Raw genomic sequence first — 19,952 nt, forward strand, 5'->3', positions numbered from 1 at the left:
AGAGTCTAAACAGCGTTTAGCTTACTAAGAAACTCGCGGGCTTCAGTCGTGTTATCGGCATTGATTACTTTGCCAACAAGATACCTTAATTTACTGGTGTCCGCCGACAAGACTTGTTCTTTGACGTTCAATAGATAGGTTGCATCCATACTAAAATTCTTTAGGCCAAGCCCCAATAACAGCCGCGTATATCGATCATTACCGGCCATTTCTCCGCATAATGAGACTGGAATATTGGCTTTCTCGCCAGCTCTTATCACGGTTCTAATTAGTTGTAGCACGGCTGGATGGGTTGGGTCATACAAATAGTTGACTGCGTCATCAACCCGATCGATAGCTAGCGTGTATTGAATCAAATCGTTGGTGCCAATGGATAAAAAATCGAGCTTTTGAGCGAAGATATCCGCCATAATCGCGGCCGCTGGAACTTCTATCATGCCGCCGATTTTCACGCGTGGATCAAACGCTATATTGGCACTCTTCAATTCCCGCTTGGTTTGTTTGATTATAGTAAGTACTTGATTTATCTCATCAAAATTACTCACCATGGGGATGAGAATTGACAGCTTTCCAAACGCCGACGCACGTAAAATCGCCCTCAGCTGTGGCCGAAATAATTCCACGTGATTTAAGCATAATCGCACCGCTCGCAGACCTAGTGGAGATTCACTAGATCGTTTGTTTGGGTAATTAAATGCGAGTTGTTTGTCGCCACCGATATCGAGTGTGCGAATGACGACTGGACGATCGATCTGAGTCACGATCTTTTTATAATCGCGAAATTGCTCGTTTTCGGTTGGCGCCGTAGCTCGATTCATAAACAGGTATTCGGTTCTATACAAACCGACGCCTTCGGCATTGACACGTTTAACTTCACGTAGCTCCTTGGCTGATTCAATATTGGCTAGTAGGTGAATGCGCTCCCCGTCTAGCGTTTTGGTTTTTCGTCGAATGAGATTGCCGAGTTCTTTTTCTCGCGCACGCAGGCGGCGAGCCTTAGCGCGGTATTCTTTTAATACTTGTTCGCTCGGATTGACCAGAATAATGCCGCGCAATCCGTCGACAATGAGCAAATCGTCTTCGTTTATGTATTTAGTGCTGCCATGCAAGCCGACCACTGCTGGGAGCTTTAGTCCGCGCGCGACAATGGCGGTGTGTGATATTTGGCTACCCAAATCGGTGACGAAGGCGACAATACGTCGGTCGCGAATATACATTGTCTCGGCTGGCGTTAGATCTTTGCCAACAATGATTTTGCCGCGTAAGTCTTCTTCGTTATATTCGTCTAGTGTGTGAGAAACGATACCCATTAGATGTCGCAGCAATCGGTCGGTAATATGCTTTACGTCTGATTTTTTTTCACGCAGATAGGGGTCTTCCATCTGTTTGAAAACGTTAATCAGGTTGTCCGACTGCTGTTGCAAGGCGTATTCCGCATTGACTAAGTCTTGGCGAATAATTTTGATAGACTCGTTGATCAGTAGAGGGTCCCGCAGCATCAACATGTGGGCATTGATAAACGCGGCACTTTCCTTTGGCGCATCTTTGTCTAAGCCCTTTAATAGGTCTTTGTATTGTTGTTCAGCCGCGGCTACTGAGGCACGAAATCGGCGTACTTCCTGAGTGACCTTGTTGGGCTCGATATTGATTTGCGTGGGTTCAATATCAGCTGTCTTTAACACATAGGCTTGGCCTATCGCTATCCCGCGCCCAATACCCGATCCAAACAGGCTCAACATATATTATTCATCCTCGTCGAAATAATTATTAATTAGCCCGGTCATGGCCTCCATAGCGGCATCTTCGTCCTTGCCGGTGGTACGCAATAAAATGTGACTGCCTTTTGACGCAGCCAACATCATTACCGCCATTATGCTTTTTGCATCCGCGGTTTGGCCACCGAATACAATCTCGATTCGACTCGAAAATTGTCCAGCTGTGCTCACTAGTTTTGCAGAAGCGCGAGCGTGCAGTCCAAGTTTATTAATGATGTCGATCTGTTGTTCACGCATACGGTTTAATGTCTCAGTTCTCGGTGTCGAGCCAGTGTGTGGATGTTTTTGTTTTGGTAGAAGTGTGCGTGTAATTGGCTAACAAGATATACCGAACGGTGCTGACCGCCGGTACAACCAATTCCTACGGTAATGTAGTTGCGATTGTCTTTTATAAAGTGCGGCAGCCAATGTTCGACAAAGTTTTGAATGTGCGTAAGCATCTCTTGGGTTAAGGCTTGGGATTGCAAAAACTGGATGACCGGGTCGTCGAGGCCGGTTAGTGGGCGTAATTCGGGCTGCCAGTGGGGATTGGGCAGGCAACGCACGTCAAACATAAAGTCGACATCGGTTGGGTTGCCGTATTTAAATCCGAAAGACTCGAACAATAGTGTGACGGCTCGGCCATTGTCCTGCACGCTTTCATCGCGAATGATGGTGCGTAACTCGTGTGGTGTGGTGGTCGATGTATTGATCCGTCTATCGGCAATGCTGTCTAGATACTTGAGTAACTCGCGCTCTTTATGAATTGCTTCAATCAGCGACGTATCTTCGTCTGACAATGGATGCTTTCGGCGTGTCTCGCTGTACCGCTTTAACAAGGTCGTGTCATTGGCATCTAGGAAGATGACGCGGGTTTCGACATTGAATGCGTCCAGGCTGTCGAAGTTGCTCTTTAAATCGCCAATAAAGTCTTGGTTTCGTGAATCGATACTGATGGCGCAGTTGTGATGAGTTGTATCGTTGCCTAAAACACGCGCGGCCATTTCCGGAACTAAAGATGCCGGCAGATTGTCGATGCAGTAAAACCCTAGGTCTTCGAGAACTTGTAAAGCAATGGATTTCCCTGATCCAGATGTACCGCTAATAATGAAAAATTTTGGTGCGCCCATGCTTCTTATTTAGACCATTTTTCTATTAGTTGAATAATTTTTTCAGCAGAAGTGGCTTTGGCGATGGCAGACTTATTGGCATCGTTGGACATCATGCGTGCAATGTCGGCGAGTAAATTAAGGTGATCCTGTGTGGCTTCCATAGGGACCAGTAAGCCAAATGCAACATCCACAGGTTGCCGGTCTAAGCTATCGTAATCAATCGGTTGCTCTAGCGTGATGATCGCAATGATAGCTTTGTGGGCTTGCTGAGATCGTGAGTGGGGCAGTGCAACGCCATTGCCGATTCCCGTGTTACCAAGTTTTTCGCGTTCCCAAAGCTGATGGTAAATGTCTTTTTCTTTTACGTCGTCTAGCTCGTCTTCAAGCGCTTTTTGTATAAGCGGAATAGCTAGTAAGCGAGCCATTTCTTCTAGTAACCGTTTACGACTGCTCACATCGGCATGTACCGAAATGAGTTCGGCGTTTAGATTCTCGAACAGAAAATTAGATGTGGTCATGATTTACCGGTTCACGCATGGTGTTAAGCAACAGTTGTCATTCATTAGGAGGTCGTGTGGTTCACCTCGAGAGCGCAAGTGTAAAAGGTTTCTTGCACGGATGGAATGGTTAAAAAAACCGCCGGCGTTGGTTTCTGACCTGAGTCAGGTTGCCGTGCCGACGGTCTTGAGTCGCTATATGCGGATTTTGTTACTCAGGCGTCGAAGGGACGAATTCCTGGTCTTTCAACGCGCCACCGCTGCGATGGTGGTTGGTTATTTTTTCTTTGTGTTTACGAACTTGTGAATCGAGTTTGTCAGTCAGGTCATCGATGGTGGCGTACATGTTCTCAGAGTCGGCATGTGCGTGTAAGGTGACGCCTTTGGCATTTACCGTCGCTTCGGCTTTGTGACGAATCTTCTCAACATGGAGCACTACGTCAATACTGCTTACGTGGTCAAAGTGTCGTTCTATGCGCTCCATTTTTTCCCCAATGTAATTCTTCATTGAATCGGTCAGGTCGATTTGGTGCCCAGAGATGGTTAACTGCATATGATTCTCCTGTTCTGTGGCGAACTTGCCTAATATTCTAGCTCGCCGATTTTATGATGCGCATCGCCTCTTAGCTGTAACTTCGTGAAAAGCTGTTTGCGATGCAATACGCGCCCTTATTTGATGCGAATACATCGACTACACCAGTGATTTGCGCTGGCTGGAAGGCGCTATTTGCATGCTTTCACGATATTTAGCCACAGTTCGTCGCGCGACGATGTGCCCCTGATGTTCTAGCTCTTTCGCTATTTTGTTGTCACTCAATGGTTTGGCTTTTGATTCAGCGTCCACCATTTTTTTGATTAACGAGCGGATAGCGGTTGAGCTAGAAGCAGTGCCATCAGTAGAGTTGAGGGCACTTGAAAAAAAGTACTTTAGTTCGAAGACTCCACGTGGAGACAGTAAGTATTTACCCGCTGTTGCGCGTGAAATTGTTGATTCATGCATCTCGAGTTGTTCTGCGATGTCCTGCAATACCATTGGTTGCATTGCTTCCACGCCGTGTTCGAAAAAGCCTTGTTGTCGTTCGACTATTGCTTCGGATACCAGCAAAAGAGTGTCGTAGCGACTCATTAATCCTTTGATAAACATTTTGGCTTCAAGCATGTTTTGTTGAATGAAATCACTCCCTTCTTTATCTATATCGCTTTTAAGCATATCTGAATAAGTCTTATTCAAGCGTAACTTAACTTGATTGTCAGGATTGATTTGTGCCATCCATGTATCGTTTACCTTTTTGACGTGCACGTCAGGAATAATGTAATTTTGATTGTCACTTTTGAACTCTGCACCAACTCTGGGGTTGAGTTGTGTGATTAGACTTAGACTGGTGCTGAGCGTGGTGTCGCTGACGTTTAGACTCTTTTTCAATTTGGCTAAATTGCGTGTGCCAACTAATGCTAAATGCTGATCGGCAATAGTCTTTGCGAGGCTCAAGCCCGGAGTGTCCAGTGGGTATTGGTCAAGCAAAATTGTGAGCCGCTCGCTGAGGTCACGCGCTCCAACGCCAATTGGCTCTAAGGTCTTAATGAGGCTTAACACCGCATTGATTTCGTCTTCTTCTACCTCGAGGTCATCGCTGAACATGTCGCAAATTTCAGATAGTTCTGCATTTAGGTAGCCTTCTTCATCCATGCAACGCAGTAAGGTGCTGGCGATCAGCTTGTCTTTATCGCTCAGCGTAGTCATTTGAATCTGCCAGTCTAAATGCTCAAACAAGGATTCTTGCTTGGAAACAAATTGAGTAAATTCCGTATCAGTCTGACCGCTACTGCTTGAGGTATTGTTCACTCGGCGTGATTCAAAAGCTTCTTGCCAGTTGTCGTCGCGCTCGGCGCTTGAGTCGACTAATTCAGGATTGGGTATCTCGAAACTTTTGTCAGTGGGAGTTGGGTCTTTGGTGTCGGTATGCGTCTCTACCGGTATGTCTTCGGAAGGTGGTGATGCATTATCCAAGCCGTCGCTATCGGTGCGCTCAAGTAGCGGGTTCGCATCCAATGCTTGTTGAATTTCTTGTTCAAGCTCTAATGAGGGAAGTTGCAGTAAACGAAGGCTTTGCTTTAACTGAGGTGTAAGCGTTAGCTGTTGTGAAAGCTTTAAATTAAGAGACTGTTTCATCTACTACCGATTCGTCAATGGCATTGACCGGAAGGTATCGCGATTCGACTTAGCTGACTGTAAGAAGGTTTGCTACTTCCGATCACTTATACATTCATTCTAGACTTAACGTGGTGACTAATCCATGAAATTCTAGGCAAAGGTTCGAAGATATATGGATTTGCTTGGTCGGTGTGCTCGGAGTTAGTTGGCCGCGATTGTTGGCAACTAGTCGGCGTTGTGCGTGCGGGCCTTACCGAGGCGGTAAGGCGCAAAATTGGCTACTAAATTTTAAATTTCGAACCAAGGTAAACGTCACGAACGCCCTGATGGCTGAGGATCTGTTTAGCGGTGCCTTGGGTTAGCACTCGACCTTCAGTCAAAATATAAGAATGATCGCAAATATCCAGCGTTTCTCTGACGTTATGGTCGGTGATAATAATGCCGATGCCGGTGTTGCGTAAATAATCAATGATTTGCTGAATATCGCCGACCGAAATAGGGTCGATGCCGGCAAAGGGTTCATCTAGCAAGATAAAGTAAGGGCGCAACGCGATAGCGCGAGCTATTTCGGCCCGTCGTCGCTCTCCGCCAGACAATGAAATGCCTAAGGTGTCGCGTTTATGGCCTATGTTGAATTCTTCGAGTAGTTGCTCTACTCGGCGACTGCGTTCCTGCGACGATAAAGATTTGTCGGTTTCGAGCACCGCCATCAAGTTTTCCTGAACCGTCAATTTGCGAAATATTGAGGCTTCCTGTGGCAAGTAACCGATACCGAGGCGAGCGCGTGAATGCATCGGAAGGTGACTTATGTCTTGGCCATTTAATAATATCTTGCCGCTGTCGCTACGGACTAGGCCAACCACCATATAAAAACTGGTAGTTTTACCCGCGCCATTTGGACCTAACAAGCCAACTACTTGGCCGCTCTCAACTGAGATGTTGATCTTCTTAACAACCTCTAGGCCTTTGTAGCTTTTACAAAGGTCCTTAGTTTCCAAAATGCTCATGATCTACTGCGGTTCTATGATCAGTCGCGAGCGACCAGATCGGACAGGTTTTTCTGTCTCAGTTTGCTCTTCAACTTCGTCGTTAGCGGAATCATTCTCCGTTTCGTCGTTGCTGTCGCTGTCTTGTTTTGACGTGTCTGATTTAGCTATTTTTCGCTTTTTAGGTGGTTCTGGGCCGTCGGGGTTGTCGGCAAATGGATCCTTGATGGCGCGTTTAGGCTTGGTTCCATCTTTTCCACCGGCACCAACTTTGGCGGCGCCTTGTACTTTTAGCGTATCGTTCGCCATGTTGTAGACGATGGTATCGCCGCGAGCTGTTTGCGGCCCTTGTTTGAGTGAAGCCTTGCCAATTAGCGTCAACGTATTGGCTTGCTGATCGACAATAATTTTTTTTGCCCAACCTTCAACATCATGCTCTTTGCCGTCAGGTCGCTGCTTAAAGCGCGCTAATGAGCCCCATACGGTGGCCGATTTTAATTCGCTGCCATTGTATTCAGCGAACAATTTGTCGGCTTTTAGGGTTAAGGTGCCTTGTACCGCCAGCACGTTGTTAATATAGGTTCGAGTGCCTTTCTTGAAATCAAACTCTATGTCATCAGCTTCGATGTCAGCAGGTTGGTCGCGGTCGGACTTTAAGGCAAGCGCTTGGCAAGAGATAGTCGCACTCAGGACTAGCACCGCTAGTGATCGAATTAGTTTCATTAAATACAATCGTCAAATGTTTTGGTTGTCATGCCCCGTCTGTTTTCAATTATGTTGGCAGGTAGCCACGCAGCGGGTTCAATGTTGTCTTAAAATATATCACACTAGCTGACTGTCAGCTGAACAGGCAATCAGAATATTCAGCTATTGGTTTAGCTGAGTCGGTTAAAACAGGTTGTCTTTGGTGGCTTTGTCGAGAATGATACGCATTCGCTTGGCTTTCATCGTGCCTCCGGGTCCTCGTGAATCGGCTTCAACCACTACTCGCACGTTACCGGTCATTAAGATTTCGTCTCCGCTAGAGTTCATCCATCCAGAGTCGGCGAACGTGTGTCTAGGCGCAAAGCCAACTTCATATTCGATTACGTGTGGGTTGTCGAGTAGCGCGGTGTCGTCGTCTGGAAAGTGCGCCATACGGTCAGCTTTCAGTTCAAACCGGCGTTGCCCATTTTTGTCGAGACCAGTCGCAATAAAGTTTTCGATGTAATAGTCAGGATCGTGCCGGTCCTTAAAGTTGTTTAATTCAGGCTCGTCTTCCATCATTGCTGTTTGCAAATATATGCCAAACAGGCCAATGACGCCCAAAATGGCAATATAAAGAAGGGACTCGGCTTGTTTCACCATAGTAAATTATCTGCTCAACGCGTGTGGCTATTGCTGATTTGAGCCGCCCAATGGGTAGCTGGCTTGACTATACAGTAGCACATCGCAAATGGCGCGAACCGCGCCTTCACCGCCGGTAAGTGGGGCAATCCAATCGGCGCGATCTTGTACAATAAAATGCCCGTTTTTGACTGATAGCTTTAAGCCGCATCGCTCCATTACTGGCAAATCAATGACGTCGTCACCAGTAAACGCGCAGTCGTCACCGGATAACTTAAGGTCGTTTATTAGCGTTTCAAATACCGCAAGCTTGTCGTTAACGCCCAAGTAACAATGCTTAATGCCTAGATCTTGCAGGCGTCGTTGTAACGCTTTAGAGCTGCGCGCTGATATCACGCCTACGTCGATACCGGCCATTTGTAGCATCTTTAAGCCATGCCCGTCTAATGCGTGGAACACTTTGACGCGTTCACCGTCGCAGCTGTAATGAAGTTTGCCATCGGTCAGCACGCCGTCTACATCGAACAGTGCTAGCTTAACCGCGGAGGCTTTGTGCATCACCGAGTCGGAAACTTGGTATGGTAGTGGTGGTAGCTGCTTCATAGAATTCCCGCACGTAATAGGTCTTGCATATTGATGGCGCCGACAACGCGGTCATCGTCAGTTACCAATACACCGCTTATCCGATTTTTTTGCATGATGGCGATTAACTCAGCCGCTAAAGTGCCGGATTCGGTGGTGGTTGGGTTGTTGGTCATGACTTGTTCGATTGGTGTATCGAGACTCAGGCGGCTGGCCAGAGTGCGGCGTAAGTCGCCATCCGTATAAATGCCGAGTAATCGCTTGTCCGAATCAACAATGCCTGTCATGCCAAGGCCTTTGCTGGTCATTTCGACCAATGCGTCGGAGAGTAGCGCACCGCCCTCGATCAGAGGAATTTCGTCGTCTTTGTGCATTATGTCTTCTACGTATAGAAGTAGTCGGCGGCCCAGTGAACCACCTGGATGAGAGCGTGCAAAGTCGCGTTCATCAAAATCTCGTGCATTTAGTACCGCGATCGCCAAGGCGTCGCCCATCGCTAATGATGCGGTGGTGCTGGCGGTTGGGGCGAGGTTCATCGGGCAGGCTTCTTGTTGGATGGGGACATTTAAGTACACATCAGACAGTCGCGCTAACGTCGAGCTGGGCACGCTGGCTAGGCCGATCAATGGCACGCCCATTCGCTTGATAATTGGTAAAATGGCTAACACTTCACCGGTTTCGCCTGAATTTGATATTGCTAACACGCAGTCTTTAGGTGTGATCATGCCGAGATCGCCGTGACTGGCTTCGCCAGGATGAACAAAAAATGCTGGTGTGCCAGTGCTGGCTAGGGTTGCTGCGATTTTGCTCGCAATGTGACCTGATTTGCCCATGCCGGTGACTACCACGCGGCCTTCACACGCTAGAATCAGCTCGCAAGCACGCTCAAATGTCGCATCCAGCTGATCAATTTGTTGTTTGATTGCGGCGGATTCGATCTCTAGCACTTGGCGGGCAGAGTCTAAAAAAGCAAGTTTTTTCATCGTTCAACTGTATCCGTGAGGTATCAATAGATCAAACCGTGACACTAATTAGGTATCCGAGGTAGGCGATATAGGCTGCGACGAGCACGCTGCCCTCTAATCGGCTAATGGTGTACTTGGTTAATGCAAAAACTAACATTAAGCCTGTGAATAGCAGCATTATTGGGAAGTCGCGCCACAGGGCGCCGGTATCAATTTCAGTTGCTCTTAGTGCTCCCGTGAGTCCTAATACCCCGAGCGTATTGAAAACGTTGGAGCCAATAATGTTGCCAATAATCATATCGTGCACGCCCTTTCTGGCGGCGGCAATAGCGGCTGCTAACTCTGGTAGGCTGGTGCCGATAGCCACAATTGTTAGGCCGATTATAAGCTCGCCGACATGGAAGAATTCAGCGACTGTTACCGCACCTTTGACCAAGATTCGAGATGCCAGGATCAGTAATGCGATACTAATGATGGCGTAAATAGAAGCCGTCATTACTGATTTTCCTTTTGGATGTGTGACGGCGAGAACATCATGTTCATGCACGCTGGCTACTAGTTCGCTGGCTGAGAGTGCTTCGTTGCCGCTGGAGCTGCGCGCGGTCCACAGTAAATAACCCAGCAAAATTGCCAGCAAAATAACACCGTCTATGTGCGATAGCACGCCATCGAATAGCAATGCGATGGCGACGAGGCCGGTGGCGATAACGATCGGCATGTCGATTTTTGCTGTTGCTTTGCCTACTGGCAGCGCGCGAATAATTGCGGCGCTTCCAAGTACTAAGCCAATATTGGTGATGTTGGAGCCAAGCGCATTGCCGAGTGCCAAATTGCCTTTATTGTCTAGAGCTGCCATGGCGGAGACAAATAGTTCTGGAGCTGAGGTGCCGAAGCCGACGATGATAATGCCAACCAATAAGGGCGAAATACCCAATCTACCAGCGAGCTCCGAGGCATTGTCTACCAATAGGTCGGCACTCCACATAAGCAGAAAAAAGCCTATAAGAATAAAGACTAGGGCTAGTGCGATTGACATTGTGGATAAATCTCAGAAGTAGGGTTGGGAGCGCTTAAATAGAAGGTCGTAGTGTGTTGTTTTCGACTGTAAATTGCAACATACGCGACCCGCTTTCATGGTCTGTTAATAACTCGATCGACATTCGTGTGGATGATGATTCTATTGTCATGCGAGCAAGTTATAATAACTGATATTTTTGCACTTATATGAGGCCTACGATTATGTTCGATAAATTAGATGATGTTGCTGCCGAGCCAACTGTTCGCAAGGTGTTGTTTTTTGACAATATGCTAACCCCCAAACTTATTCAAGTTGCCTATTGGTTGGGGTTAGTGGCAATAATTTGGAATGGTCTTGGGCGTTTATTTAGCGGCGGTTTTTTTGGGATTTTCGAGACGGCTGTATTTGTGTTGATTTCGGTGATTGTTTTGCGTGTCTCGGCCGAACTTGTGATGTTGCTATTCAAGCTCTACGATACAATGCAAGCTATTGAGAATAATACCCAAGCGCCGGTCTCTGAGCCAGATGCTCCAGTAAAAACAGTGCGCAAGACTAAGAAAAAAATGTCTAAGAAAGTAAGCAAAAAGCCCAGCTAGTAATTTGCTGCACGGTAGGTGCTTGCAATTGGATTATCTGCCCCTAACTATTGGTTAATTTTCGGTTCAGGCTTTTTGTGTATTCTATATATAGATATTGCAAGAACAACGTTAATGAGACCGGCTTAGCATTGACGATTGTCCAGTATATTGTGATGGGCTGGATCGTCATCACATTAAGAACACGTAGAACACACAAACACTAAGTAACCTATTACCACTTCCTAATTATTGGAGAACTATTCATGAAATCAATTCTTTCTTTCAGTCGCAATGCGCTGATTATTGGCGGCTTAATGCTGTTTGCGGTTCAGGCGCACGCCATGAAGGCTCCTGATCAGGTCGTGAAAGAGACGGTCGACAGTATGGTCTCAAAGTTGCAAAGCAATCGAGCTGCGTATACCGCTGATAATAAAGCTTTATACGGGATGTTAGAGGAGACGCTAATTCCGGCGCTAAATGTGACGCGTATGGCGGACCTGATTTTAGGTCGAGAAGTCGCCACGTCAGCGACACCTGCACAAAAGAAAGCCTTTATTAAAGAATTCAAAGCGTTTTTGCTACAAAGCTATGCGACAGGATTGTTGAATGCGACGGGCGAAGAAAAGGTGATCTATGAGCCGGTGAACATGAAGCCAGGTGCTGATCGAGTCAAGGTTAAAGCTACGTTGATCTCATCTGATGGAGCGTCGTACCCTATTGTTTTGTCGATGAGCAATAAAGATGATACGCAATGGCGCGCCTATAATATGGAAGTTGTTGGTATCAATGTGATTCGCACTTATAAAGCGAGTTTCGCCGCCACCTTGCAACAAGAGGGTATTGATGGCTTGATTGCGAATTTGCGTGCTAAAAACAATACCTAATTCATTATTTAGTTAGTTTTTCGCGGCGCGAGTGAGCTCACGAGTTCCCTCGCGCCGTTTTAATTGATAGTCAGTCAAACACGGTGAGTTTGTGAATACTCCAACAGCAATTTCGATCCAAGGTGTCAGTAAGCGTTACGACGACCTGCAAGCCTTGAATAATGTTAGTTTTGATATTTATCAAGGCGAATTTTTTGGCTTACTCGGGCCTAATGGTGCGGGTAAATCGACGCTGATTAGCGCCATTGCCGGCCTGTTGGAAGTTAATAGCGGCCACATCAGTATTTTGGGGTCAGACGTTCGTGCAGACTATCGCCAAGCGCGCCAAAAGTTAGGGGTCGTGCCGCAAGAAATTGTGATGGACCCTTTTTTTACGGTACGCGAGACGCTTGAGTTTCAATCCGGTTACTACGGCGTGCGCAATAATACGGCATGGATTGATGAACTATTAGAGCAGCTTAATTTGAGTGACAAAGCGGACACCAATATGCGCAAGCTGTCTGGTGGAATGAAGCGTCGAGTGCTTATTGCTCAGGCCTTAGTACATAAACCCCAAGTTCTAGTGCTGGATGAACCTACCGCCGGAGTTGATGTTGAATTGCGGCAATCTATGTGGCGCTTTGTTAGACGGTTGCATTCTGAAGGGCACACGATTGTGCTGACGACACACTACTTGGAGGAAGCTGAAGAGCTGTGTGACCGAATCGCCATTATCAATAAAGGTGAGGTGATTGCACTTGAATCGAAGCAAGATCTGCTTGCGCGTGGCTTGGGCAGCAAGCTTCATGTGCGTGCTACACACGCTATTGAAACCGTGCCTGAAGAGTATCAATCTCGAGTGACTCGTCTGGCCGGTAATGAGCTCGACCTGACAATTCATCGAGATTCAGATTCAGTTATGGAAATTCTAGATCGCTTGCGAGCTGCGTCTATTGATATTGATCATGTATCGGTGGTCAATGACAGTCTCGAAGATGTATTTGTCCGACTCACCGGCAACCAAGAGGGTAAATAGTATGAATTGGATAGCCTGTTATACCCTTTTCAAGAAGGAAGTATTGCGTTGGGTCAAAGTGTGGCTGCAGACCGTGTTGGCTCCGGTGGTGACTGCTTTGTTGTATTTGTTGGTATTTGGTCATGTATTAGAGGGTCGGGTAGAGGTGTTTGAAGGGGTTAGCTACACGCAATTTTTAATTCCCGGCTTGCTTATGATGACGGTGATTCAGAATGCGTTTGCAAACACCTCTTCGAGCCTTATTCAATCGAAGGTGATGGGCAGCATAATTTTTATACTGCTACCGCCTTTCTCGGCCTTGGAGATGTTTTTGGCATATATCGGTGCCGCAGTGATGCGCGGCTTGGCGGTTGGAACCGGTGTGTTTGCGCTGGCATTTTTCTATGCGCATGTGCCGATTTATAATTTTTTCATTATTCTGGTGTTCGCCATATTGGGTAGCTATACACTCGGCGCGCTTGGGTTGATAGCTGGAATGTGGGCTGAGAAATTCGACCAAATTGCTGCGTTTCAAAGCTTTCTAATTGTGCCGCTGACCTTCTTGAGTGGTGTTTTCTATTCAATAAATTCGTTGCCGCCTCTCTGGGCCTCGTTGTCTCATTGGAACCCATTTTTCTACATGATTGATGGCTTCCGTTATGGCTTTTTTGGCCAGTCGGATCAGCCGGTTTTGGTAAGTTTGTCAGCAATGCTGTTGGCTGCTGCTGTGCTCACTGTTATTTGTGTTTCGATGTTGTCGAAGGGGTATAAATTACGTGATGCATGATGTCCGTAATTGCCTGTGTTCACTGGCTGTAGGCCGCGGATTCGGGTATCCTTGCGCCCTATCATTTTCTGCTATTTTTTGAATGACATGGTTACACCAGAACAACTGAAGACTTGGATTGAAACGGGCTTCACTGATGCGCAAGTATCGGTTGAGGGCGATGGGCATCATTTTGAGGCGGTCATCGTTGCCAGTGAATTCGAGGGCAAGTCGCGAATTCAGCGACACCAGCTAGTGTACGCCGCACTAGGCGATAAAATGAAAGCGGAAGTGCACGCTTTGTCAATGAAAACTCTGACACCGTCAGAGTCATAAAGTAAGTGAGATAGTTATGACTGAACAAGTTTCGATGCAAGATCAAATTAAAGAAACCGTTACGAATAATGGCGTAGTGCTGTTTATGAAGGGTAACGCAAACTTTCCGCAATGCGGGTTTTCTGGGCGAGCGGTACAAATATTGAACTCCCTTGGCGCTGAGTTCGTCACGGTTGATGTCTTAAGCAACGATGAAGTGCGCCAAGGCATTAAAGAATATTCTAATTGGCCAACTATTCCTCAGCTCTATATCAAAGGTGAATTTGTTGGCGGTTCTGACATCATGACTGAAATGTACGAGTCAGGTGAATTAAAGACCGCCTTAGACACCTAGCCTAGAGCTGAGCGAAACATGGATAAATTGATTGTTACTGGCGCCGGTCCATTGGATGGCGACGTTATTATTTCGGGCGCCAAGAACGCAGCCTTACCTATTCTGATTTCATCGCTGTTAGTGGATGGCAAACTTACTCTGAGTAATGTGCCGCACTTGCAAGACATCACCACCACCATGAGCCTGCTTGGGTACCTAGGTGTGGAGATGGAAATTGATGAACGCATGAATATTTGTGCGGATGCGAGTCACGTGAACCAGTCGCGTGCGCCATATGATTTGGTGCGAACAATGCGAGCATCAATCTTGGTCCTCGGACCATTGGTGGCTCGGATGGGGCATGCCGAAGTATCTTTGCCCGGTGGTTGCGCGATCGGTTCTCGACCAGTCAATTTGCACATTAAGGGCCTCGAGGCGATGGGCGCGAAGGTCGTTATCGAAGACGGTTACATCAAAGCCACTTGTGATCGTTTGCGTGGGGCTCGTATCTTTATGGATATGGTGTCTGTTACTGGCACTGAGAATTTGATGATGGCCGCGGCCTTGGCGAAGGGCACAACCGTTATTGAAAACGCGGCGCGTGAGCCAGAGATTGTTGATTTGGCAAATTGCTTGAATGCTATGGGGGCTAAAGTGTCCGGCGCTGGCACGTCCGAGTTAGTGATCGAAGGTGTCGATTCCCTGCATGATGCAAGTCATACCGTTATTTCTGACCGAATCGAGACTGGCACTTACTTGGTTGCTGGTGCGGTAACGCGTGGACGTGTGCGTGCTCGAGCTACAGAGGCGACGTATATGGACGCGGTACTCGACAAGCTTTCCGAGGCTGGTGCAGACATCACAATTGATGGAACGTCGATCGAGTTGAATATGCACGGCCGTCAGCCGAAAGCTGTTGATATTTACACGGCGCCACATCCTGCGTTTCCAACCGATATGCAGGCTCAATTTGTGACCATGAACGCCCTGGCCAATGGCAATAGTAAAGTAGTCGAGAATATATTTGAAAATCGATTTATGCATGTTCAGGAGCTTCAGCGAATGGGCGCTTATATCGATTTGGAAGGTAATACGGCCTTCATTAAGGGTCGCAATAAGTTGCGTGGCGCACCGGTGATGGCCACCGATCTGCGTGCGTCGGCAAGTCTTGTGTTAGCGGGCTTGATGTCCGATAAGCCGACTGTAATAGATCGCATTTATCATATTGATCGCGGCTACGAGAGCATTGAAGAAAAATTATCTCGATTGGGCGCTAATATTCGTCGGATCCCAGGCCATGTATGGGACAAAGATCCCTCTTTGCAGGCCTTGGTTCAATAAGTAAAGACCCACAGTAAGACTCAGTTCAATAGGTAAGACTTAGCATGATCACTATCGCGCTTTCTAAAGGCCGCATCTTAAAGCAAACTCTGCCGCTGTTGGAAAAAGTGGGTATTTCGCTGTTGGATGATCCGTTTACCAGCCGCAAGTTAATTTTTGCGACTAATCATGACGATCTGCAATGTGTGGTCATTCGAGCCACTGATGTACCCACTTATGTTCAGTTTGGTGCGGCCGATCTAGGTATTGTTGGTAAAGACGGTTTATTGGAGCATGGCGGTGAAGGGTTGGCCGAGCTGTTAGACTTAAAAATTGCACAGTGTCGGCTTATGACCGCTGTGCCTGCCGCCGCCGTTGGGCAGTTGCGGCATGATAAGCGTATTCGTGTCGCGACTAAGTACGTTAAATCAGCGCAACGTTATTACCAAGCTCAAGGCATTCAAGCCGAGATTATTAAATTGTATGGCGCAATGGAGTTGGCGCCGCTAGTTGGCTTGGCTGATGAAATCGTCGATTTGGTCGAAACTGGCAGTACTTTGAAAGCAAATAATTTGGTTGCGCAGGATTTAGTAGCCGATATTTCATGCCGACTTATTGCTAACGCTGCGTCTATGCGCGTTCAGCATAAAATGATTGCCAAGTTAGTCGACCAACTAGCCGAGCATATTTAACCTATTAGCGAATATTTGGATGCACGTAGCCGTTAAAAAACTGAATTCTGAGCAAGAGAACTTTGCTGCCGCGTTAATGACGCTACTCAATCGTGATCAAACGACAGAGTTTGGTATTGATGAGACAGTAGCTGAGGTTATTGCCACTGTGCGTCATCGTGGTGATGCCGCTTTGTATTTATACACACGCAAATTTGACGGTTTTGATGCCGAGGCTCGGGGTCTTGAAGTACCGCGGTTTAGGTTGATGCAAGCTTTGGATGCGATTCCGCCTAAACAACGAGATGCCTTGCAGTATGCGGTTGATCGAGTGACTGCGTATCATCAAAAACAAAATCAGCAATCTTGGTCATATACCGAGGCAGACGGTACTCAATTAGGGCAAAAAATAACGCCGATGCAACGCGTTGGTTTATATGTGCCTGGTGGCAAGGCGACCTACCCTTCATCGGTAATAATGAATGCGGTTCCGGCTAAGGTAGCGGGCGTAAAAGAATTGATAATGGTATCGCCGACGCCTGGCGGTGAATTTAACGACATGGTGCTGGCTGCTGCAGTGCTGGCTGGCGTGGATCGTGTTTTTCGTGTCGGTGGTGCGCAAGCGATTGCGGCACTCGCATACGGAACTGAAACCATACCCGCAGTCGATAAAATTACTGGTCCTGGCAATATCTATGTTGCGACTGCTAAGAAGCAAGTGTTTGGTAAGGTTGGCATCGATATGATTGCCGGGCCGTCGGAAGTGCTGGTGATCGCAGATGAGTCAGTGGATCCGGACTGGGTTGCTATGGACTTGTTTGCACAAGCGGAGCATGACGAAATTGCCCAATCCATATTACTGACCCAAAGTGAGTTGGTCGCCGAGCGCGTTCAACAGTCAATAAATCGCTTGTTACCAACTATGGAGCGTGCTGAGATTATTCAGCAGTCTCTAAAGGGAAACGGGGCGCTTATTGTGGCTGAGTCACGAGATAAGTTAATTGCTATCGCGGATGAGATAGCGGCCGAGCATCTAGAGGTTTTTACCGAAGATGCCGACCAGTTGGCGCAAGAGATTACCAACGCAGGTGCAATCTTTATTGGGCCGTACAGTGCTGAGTCGTTAGGCGATTATTGTGCTGGCCCGAATCATGTCTTGCCAACTTCGGGCACTGCACGGTTTAGTTCGCCACTCGGTGTCTACGATTTTCAAAAGCGCACCAGCATGATTAAAGTGTCTCGCCAAGGAGCTCAAAGCATTGGTGAAAACGCCTCTATCTTGGCGCGTGGTGAGTCGTTGACCGCACATGCTCGATCGGCTGAGTACCGACTCGACGACGCTGGAGCGAATGATCGAGTTGAACTTAGTAAGGGTAAATAGCCAAGCGCTTAAACTTCTATATGAGTAGCATCAGCATCCGCTAGAGTTTGCGGACGCCGATTATATTGGAATAAATGGCTTAGATTAGCCAGATCAAGAATTCCAAGCCCAGCCAGACGATACCGGCGAGTATCAACATTAATGTGCCGTTTACCGTGTATTTTAATGCCTTGTAGGCGGCTAAGTTGGTCTCTTTTAGTCGTTTACTTTTTTCCAGTAATGGCACCAGTGTGCTAAATGTGCGATTAGCAAATCCGCGTTTGTCTTCGTCGGTATTGGGCACCACCGTTGCTTTCATCAGCATTTTGTACGGCCAGTTCAATACATGCCCAATCCATGACATTGGTCGGTCAATATCGCACATCAAGATCAGGCGTGGTTTGTCAGCATCGTTGTGTGCAAAATGCAAAAAGGTTACATCAAACAATAAGGGCTCACCGTCGCGCCATGAATATCTTTTATCGTCAATGCTAATGTAGCACCGGTCATCGTTTGGCGTGTCCAAGCCTAAATGATAGCGCAGCGAGCATGCTACTGGGTCTAAGTGGCGAGTTAACTGGCCTCCCGGGGGTAATACGGAAAACATTGCACCATTCACTTGCGGAATCTTACTTAAGATTTCCAGTGTTTTAGGGCAGGTGCGTTGTGCCGATGTATGCGTATAGCCATACCAATTCAAATAGAATTTAGTCCAACCGTATTTGTAGAAGGTGCGAAAGCCAATGTCGTAATACGAAGCTGAGTCTTTGTTGCTAATTTGATCAAAACCACCAACGGCCATTAATTCGACAGCTTCTTGGCGAATCGTCTCCCAGTTTTCATGCAGCGACTTCAGCTCGGGAAATTGCTGAATATCCATAATGGCCGGGCGAGCACGTGGTTTGGTGAATAAATAGAGCAAGCAGTTGAATGGGGTAAATAATGGCCATCCTTTGCGCACATATTCACCAAATCCAGCCCATCGGGCATCGCCGCGATATGCATAGGCGTAAATCATTGAGCCAACGATAAACGCGGCAATGACAATCATTATAGCTGTACTCATAGTTTGAACCGGGTACTGTTTCGAGGAGTCGGTATGCCCGAGAATATAGCGCAATTCAGCTAATGACCCCAGTCAAGTTTTCTAATTCACCGCGTATTTGTGTTATTGCGGCGATTGCTAAAGGCTGCTACTCTATTTGACATAACGTCTAGAAAAATAGGAGGAGTAGCATGCTCGCATTGCAAACCCGCGGTCTTACTGACCAGGAAATCGCGTCCGATAGTCCGAACCGCTCGAGTTTTGTTTCTGTGGTACAAGCGTCGGCGGATTGCGGAACGTTGGCCGAACTGATGAACGATTCAGCATTTATGCAGAAGATTCAGAATAGCTACGCTGTCAGTGGTGCGGTATTGCTCCGAGGCTTCCCGATTCAAGACACCGCTGAAGCCGAAATGCTGCTTTCAGCGTGGGGCACAACCTTTGATGATGAGTACCTTGGGGGCGCGAGCCCGCGCAGTCGCTTGAGTGATCATTTCTTTACTTCCACTGAAGCGCCGCCGTCATACGTTATTTCGTTTCACACTGAAATGTGTTACTTAAAGCAGCGCCCAGGCAAAATCTTTTTCTACTGTTTAACTCAGCCCAGCAAGTATGGTGAAACGCCGATATTTGATTGCGCCGCTATTTACTCCAAACTGAGCCCGGCTGTACGTCAGAAAATTGATGAGCATGGAATGATATACGAGCGGTATTTCGGTACTCGTAAAGCACGTTTTTTCAACGTCTATAAAACTTGGCGAGACGCATTTCATGCTGACACAGTGGAGCAAGCCGAACTCGCGTGTCAGCAACAAGGCCTTGAGTATGAGTGGCAATCCAATGGCGGTTTAATTACCCGCGCGCGCATGCCTGGCTATATGACTGATCCCACTTCGGGTAAGCGATGCATTAGCTTGACTCTGTATAACGGTGAGGCTGCGCCCTACGATTTAAGTACTTTTGCGCACAGATTGAACCCGATTAAACGTTTGGCGCTGAGTACGTTTATCCGCTCGCAGTATGCTAAGAAGCATGTTTTTATGCGGACTTTATGGGGCGACGGGTCAGCAATTTCGCGTGCTGAAACTCGTGAGTTGATTGATGCTGCATGGAGTTCCTCGAATCTTTTTAAGTGGCAAAGTGGCGACTTATTAATCTTGGACAATATTCGTTGCGGTCATGGTCGTCTAAATGTGGTAAAACCGCGTAAGATAGCGGCGGCACTGGGCGATCCATATCAGATCTAAACCAGTGCTTATTTTGTGTTTCAGGTGAGTCCTGATTCTATTTACC

At 47.3% G+C, this 19,952-nt stretch carries 23 protein-coding genes; 10 read left to right on the forward strand and 13 right to left on the reverse strand.

Going from position 1 to position 19,952, the window contains the following annotated elements:
- Positions 1-5 precede the first annotated feature (5 nt).
- From ptsP to DFR28_RS12270, 12 genes are all read right to left on the reverse strand, one after another.
- Positions 6-1,739: a phosphoenolpyruvate--protein phosphotransferase gene (gene ptsP / locus DFR28_RS12215; protein ID WP_113954653.1), complete on the reverse strand. Its 1,734-nt coding sequence runs from the start codon at positions 1,737-1,739 to the stop codon at positions 6-8.
- A 3-nt stretch (positions 1,740-1,742) separates the two neighbouring features.
- Positions 1,743-2,012: an HPr family phosphocarrier protein gene (locus DFR28_RS12220; protein WP_113954654.1), complete on the reverse strand. Its 270-nt coding sequence runs from the start codon at positions 2,010-2,012 to the stop codon at positions 1,743-1,745.
- 5 nt (positions 2,013-2,017) lie between these two features.
- Positions 2,018-2,884 carry an RNase adapter RapZ gene (gene rapZ / locus DFR28_RS12225; RefSeq protein ID WP_113954655.1) on the reverse strand — a complete coding sequence of 289 codons (867 nt, stop codon included), beginning with the start codon at positions 2,882-2,884 and terminating at the stop codon, positions 2,018-2,020.
- Positions 2,885-2,889: 5 nt separating this feature from the next.
- Positions 2,890-3,384, reverse strand: a complete 495-nt coding sequence (locus tag DFR28_RS12230; protein ID WP_113954656.1) for a PTS sugar transporter subunit IIA — start codon at positions 3,382-3,384, stop codon at positions 2,890-2,892.
- A 190-nt stretch (positions 3,385-3,574) separates the two neighbouring features.
- Positions 3,575-3,916, reverse strand: a complete 342-nt coding sequence (gene hpf, locus DFR28_RS12235; protein ID WP_113954657.1) for a ribosome hibernation-promoting factor, HPF/YfiA family — start codon at positions 3,914-3,916, stop codon at positions 3,575-3,577.
- Positions 3,917-4,054: 138 nt separating this feature from the next.
- Entirely contained in the window at positions 4,055-5,533 is a 1,479-nt protein-coding gene (locus DFR28_RS12240; protein WP_113954658.1) for an RNA polymerase factor sigma-54, read from the reverse strand.
- 263 nt (positions 5,534-5,796) lie between these two features.
- The gene (gene lptB / locus DFR28_RS12245; RefSeq protein ID WP_113954659.1) at positions 5,797-6,522 is read right to left on the reverse strand and encodes an LPS export ABC transporter ATP-binding protein; all 726 of its coding nucleotides are present in this window, start codon (positions 6,520-6,522) and stop codon (positions 5,797-5,799) included.
- A gap of 3 nt (positions 6,523-6,525) precedes the next feature.
- Positions 6,526-7,224 (reverse strand): lipopolysaccharide transport periplasmic protein LptA, encoded by a 699-nt coding sequence (gene lptA, locus DFR28_RS12250; RefSeq protein ID WP_113954660.1) that lies wholly within the window; start codon positions 7,222-7,224, stop codon positions 6,526-6,528.
- Positions 7,225-7,389: 165 nt separating this feature from the next.
- Complete coding sequence (gene lptC, locus DFR28_RS12255; protein WP_113954661.1) at positions 7,390-7,848, reverse strand: LPS export ABC transporter periplasmic protein LptC; 459 nt, start codon at positions 7,846-7,848, stop codon at positions 7,390-7,392.
- Between the two features lie 27 nt (positions 7,849-7,875).
- The gene (locus DFR28_RS12260) at positions 7,876-8,430 is read right to left on the reverse strand and encodes a KdsC family phosphatase (protein ID WP_113954662.1); all 555 of its coding nucleotides are present in this window, start codon (positions 8,428-8,430) and stop codon (positions 7,876-7,878) included.
- On the reverse strand, positions 8,427-9,392 hold the full coding sequence (locus DFR28_RS12265; protein ID WP_113954663.1) for a KpsF/GutQ family sugar-phosphate isomerase: 966 nt from the start codon (positions 9,390-9,392) through the stop codon (positions 8,427-8,429). The genes DFR28_RS12260 and DFR28_RS12265 overlap by 4 nt, the downstream gene beginning before the upstream one ends.
- 31 nt (positions 9,393-9,423) lie before the next feature.
- Positions 9,424-10,410, reverse strand: coding sequence for a calcium/sodium antiporter (locus tag DFR28_RS12270; RefSeq protein ID WP_113954664.1), 987 nt, complete (start codon positions 10,408-10,410; stop codon positions 9,424-9,426).
- Between the two features lie 203 nt (positions 10,411-10,613).
- On the opposite strand from DFR28_RS12270, the gene DFR28_RS12275 reads away from it, so the two are divergent.
- The 9 genes from DFR28_RS12275 to hisD all read left to right on the forward strand — a co-directional run bounded on the left by DFR28_RS12275 (position 10,614) and on the right by hisD (position 17,635).
- The gene (locus DFR28_RS12275; RefSeq protein WP_170132083.1) at positions 10,614-10,988 is read left to right on the forward strand and encodes a DUF4282 domain-containing protein; all 375 of its coding nucleotides are present in this window, start codon (positions 10,614-10,616) and stop codon (positions 10,986-10,988) included.
- A 245-nt stretch (positions 10,989-11,233) separates the two neighbouring features.
- Positions 11,234-11,854, forward strand: coding sequence for an MlaC/ttg2D family ABC transporter substrate-binding protein (locus DFR28_RS12280; RefSeq protein ID WP_113954666.1), 621 nt, complete (start codon positions 11,234-11,236; stop codon positions 11,852-11,854).
- A gap of 91 nt (positions 11,855-11,945) precedes the next feature.
- Entirely contained in the window at positions 11,946-12,869 is a 924-nt protein-coding gene (locus tag DFR28_RS12285; RefSeq protein WP_113954667.1) for an ABC transporter ATP-binding protein, read from the forward strand.
- Between the two features lies 1 nt (position 12,870).
- The gene (locus DFR28_RS12290) at positions 12,871-13,635 is read left to right on the forward strand and encodes an ABC transporter permease (RefSeq protein WP_113954668.1); all 765 of its coding nucleotides are present in this window, start codon (positions 12,871-12,873) and stop codon (positions 13,633-13,635) included.
- A gap of 87 nt (positions 13,636-13,722) precedes the next feature.
- Complete coding sequence (locus tag DFR28_RS12295) at positions 13,723-13,950, forward strand: BolA family protein (protein WP_113954669.1); 228 nt, start codon at positions 13,723-13,725, stop codon at positions 13,948-13,950.
- Positions 13,951-13,966: 16 nt separating this feature from the next.
- Positions 13,967-14,284, forward strand: a complete 318-nt coding sequence (gene grxD / locus DFR28_RS12300) for a Grx4 family monothiol glutaredoxin (protein ID WP_113954670.1) — start codon at positions 13,967-13,969, stop codon at positions 14,282-14,284.
- 18 nt (positions 14,285-14,302) lie between these two features.
- Complete coding sequence (gene murA / locus DFR28_RS12305) at positions 14,303-15,604, forward strand: UDP-N-acetylglucosamine 1-carboxyvinyltransferase (protein ID WP_113954671.1); 1,302 nt, start codon at positions 14,303-14,305, stop codon at positions 15,602-15,604.
- A gap of 44 nt (positions 15,605-15,648) precedes the next feature.
- Positions 15,649-16,275 carry an ATP phosphoribosyltransferase gene (gene hisG / locus DFR28_RS12310; RefSeq protein WP_113954672.1) on the forward strand — a complete coding sequence of 209 codons (627 nt, stop codon included), beginning with the start codon at positions 15,649-15,651 and terminating at the stop codon, positions 16,273-16,275.
- Positions 16,276-16,294: 19 nt separating this feature from the next.
- On the forward strand, positions 16,295-17,635 hold the full coding sequence (hisD, locus tag DFR28_RS12315; protein WP_113954673.1) for a histidinol dehydrogenase: 1,341 nt from the start codon (positions 16,295-16,297) through the stop codon (positions 17,633-17,635).
- Between the two features lie 79 nt (positions 17,636-17,714).
- Here the strand turns inward: hisD and DFR28_RS12320 are convergent, their stop codons facing one another.
- Positions 17,715-18,680: an aspartyl/asparaginyl beta-hydroxylase domain-containing protein gene (locus DFR28_RS12320; protein ID WP_113954674.1), complete on the reverse strand. Its 966-nt coding sequence runs from the start codon at positions 18,678-18,680 to the stop codon at positions 17,715-17,717.
- 170 nt (positions 18,681-18,850) lie between these two features.
- Here DFR28_RS12320 and DFR28_RS12325 point away from each other — a divergent pair, with 170 nt between their 5' ends.
- Positions 18,851-19,906 carry a TauD/TfdA family dioxygenase gene (locus tag DFR28_RS12325; protein WP_113954675.1) on the forward strand — a complete coding sequence of 352 codons (1,056 nt, stop codon included), beginning with the start codon at positions 18,851-18,853 and terminating at the stop codon, positions 19,904-19,906.
- The last annotated feature ends 46 nt before the right edge of the window (positions 19,907-19,952 follow it).

Source organism: Arenicella xantha (genome assembly GCF_003315245.1).
Taxonomy (GTDB): Bacteria; Pseudomonadota; Gammaproteobacteria; order Arenicellales; family Arenicellaceae; genus Arenicella; species Arenicella xantha.

Coding starts and splice junctions, on each gene's coding strand:
- ptsP (WP_113954653.1), bottom strand. CDS start 1,739: ATGTTGAGCCTGTTTGGATCGGGTATTGGGCGCGGGATAGCGATAGGC.
- DFR28_RS12220 (WP_113954654.1), bottom strand. CDS start 2,012: ATGCGTGAACAACAGATCGACATCATTAATAAACTTGGACTGCACGCT.
- rapZ (WP_113954655.1), bottom strand. CDS start 2,884: ATGGGCGCACCAAAATTTTTCATTATTAGCGGTACATCTGGATCAGGG.
- DFR28_RS12230 (WP_113954656.1), bottom strand. CDS start 3,384: ATGACCACATCTAATTTTCTGTTCGAGAATCTAAACGCCGAACTCATT.
- hpf (WP_113954657.1), bottom strand. CDS start 3,916: ATGCAGTTAACCATCTCTGGGCACCAAATCGACCTGACCGATTCAATG.
- DFR28_RS12240 (WP_113954658.1), bottom strand. CDS start 5,533: ATGAAACAGTCTCTTAATTTAAAGCTTTCACAACAGCTAACGCTTACA.
- lptB (WP_113954659.1), bottom strand. CDS start 6,522: ATGAGCATTTTGGAAACTAAGGACCTTTGTAAAAGCTACAAAGGCCTA.
- lptA (WP_113954660.1), bottom strand. CDS start 7,224: ATGAAACTAATTCGATCACTAGCGGTGCTAGTCCTGAGTGCGACTATC.
- lptC (WP_113954661.1), bottom strand. CDS start 7,848: ATGGTGAAACAAGCCGAGTCCCTTCTTTATATTGCCATTTTGGGCGTC.
- DFR28_RS12260 (WP_113954662.1), bottom strand. CDS start 8,430: ATGAAGCAGCTACCACCACTACCATACCAAGTTTCCGACTCGGTGATG.
- DFR28_RS12265 (WP_113954663.1), bottom strand. CDS start 9,392: ATGAAAAAACTTGCTTTTTTAGACTCTGCCCGCCAAGTGCTAGAGATC.
- DFR28_RS12270 (WP_113954664.1), bottom strand. CDS start 10,410: ATGTCAATCGCACTAGCCCTAGTCTTTATTCTTATAGGCTTTTTTCTG.
- DFR28_RS12275 (WP_170132083.1), top strand. CDS start 10,614: ATGTTCGATAAATTAGATGATGTTGCTGCCGAGCCAACTGTTCGCAAG.
- DFR28_RS12280 (WP_113954666.1), top strand. CDS start 11,234: ATGAAATCAATTCTTTCTTTCAGTCGCAATGCGCTGATTATTGGCGGC.
- DFR28_RS12290 (WP_113954668.1), top strand. CDS start 12,871: ATGAATTGGATAGCCTGTTATACCCTTTTCAAGAAGGAAGTATTGCGT.
- DFR28_RS12295 (WP_113954669.1), top strand. CDS start 13,723: ATGGTTACACCAGAACAACTGAAGACTTGGATTGAAACGGGCTTCACT.
- grxD (WP_113954670.1), top strand. CDS start 13,967: ATGACTGAACAAGTTTCGATGCAAGATCAAATTAAAGAAACCGTTACG.
- murA (WP_113954671.1), top strand. CDS start 14,303: ATGGATAAATTGATTGTTACTGGCGCCGGTCCATTGGATGGCGACGTT.
- hisG (WP_113954672.1), top strand. CDS start 15,649: ATGATCACTATCGCGCTTTCTAAAGGCCGCATCTTAAAGCAAACTCTG.
- hisD (WP_113954673.1), top strand. CDS start 16,295: ATGCACGTAGCCGTTAAAAAACTGAATTCTGAGCAAGAGAACTTTGCT.
- DFR28_RS12320 (WP_113954674.1), bottom strand. CDS start 18,680: ATGAGTACAGCTATAATGATTGTCATTGCCGCGTTTATCGTTGGCTCA.
- DFR28_RS12325 (WP_113954675.1), top strand. CDS start 18,851: ATGCTCGCATTGCAAACCCGCGGTCTTACTGACCAGGAAATCGCGTCC.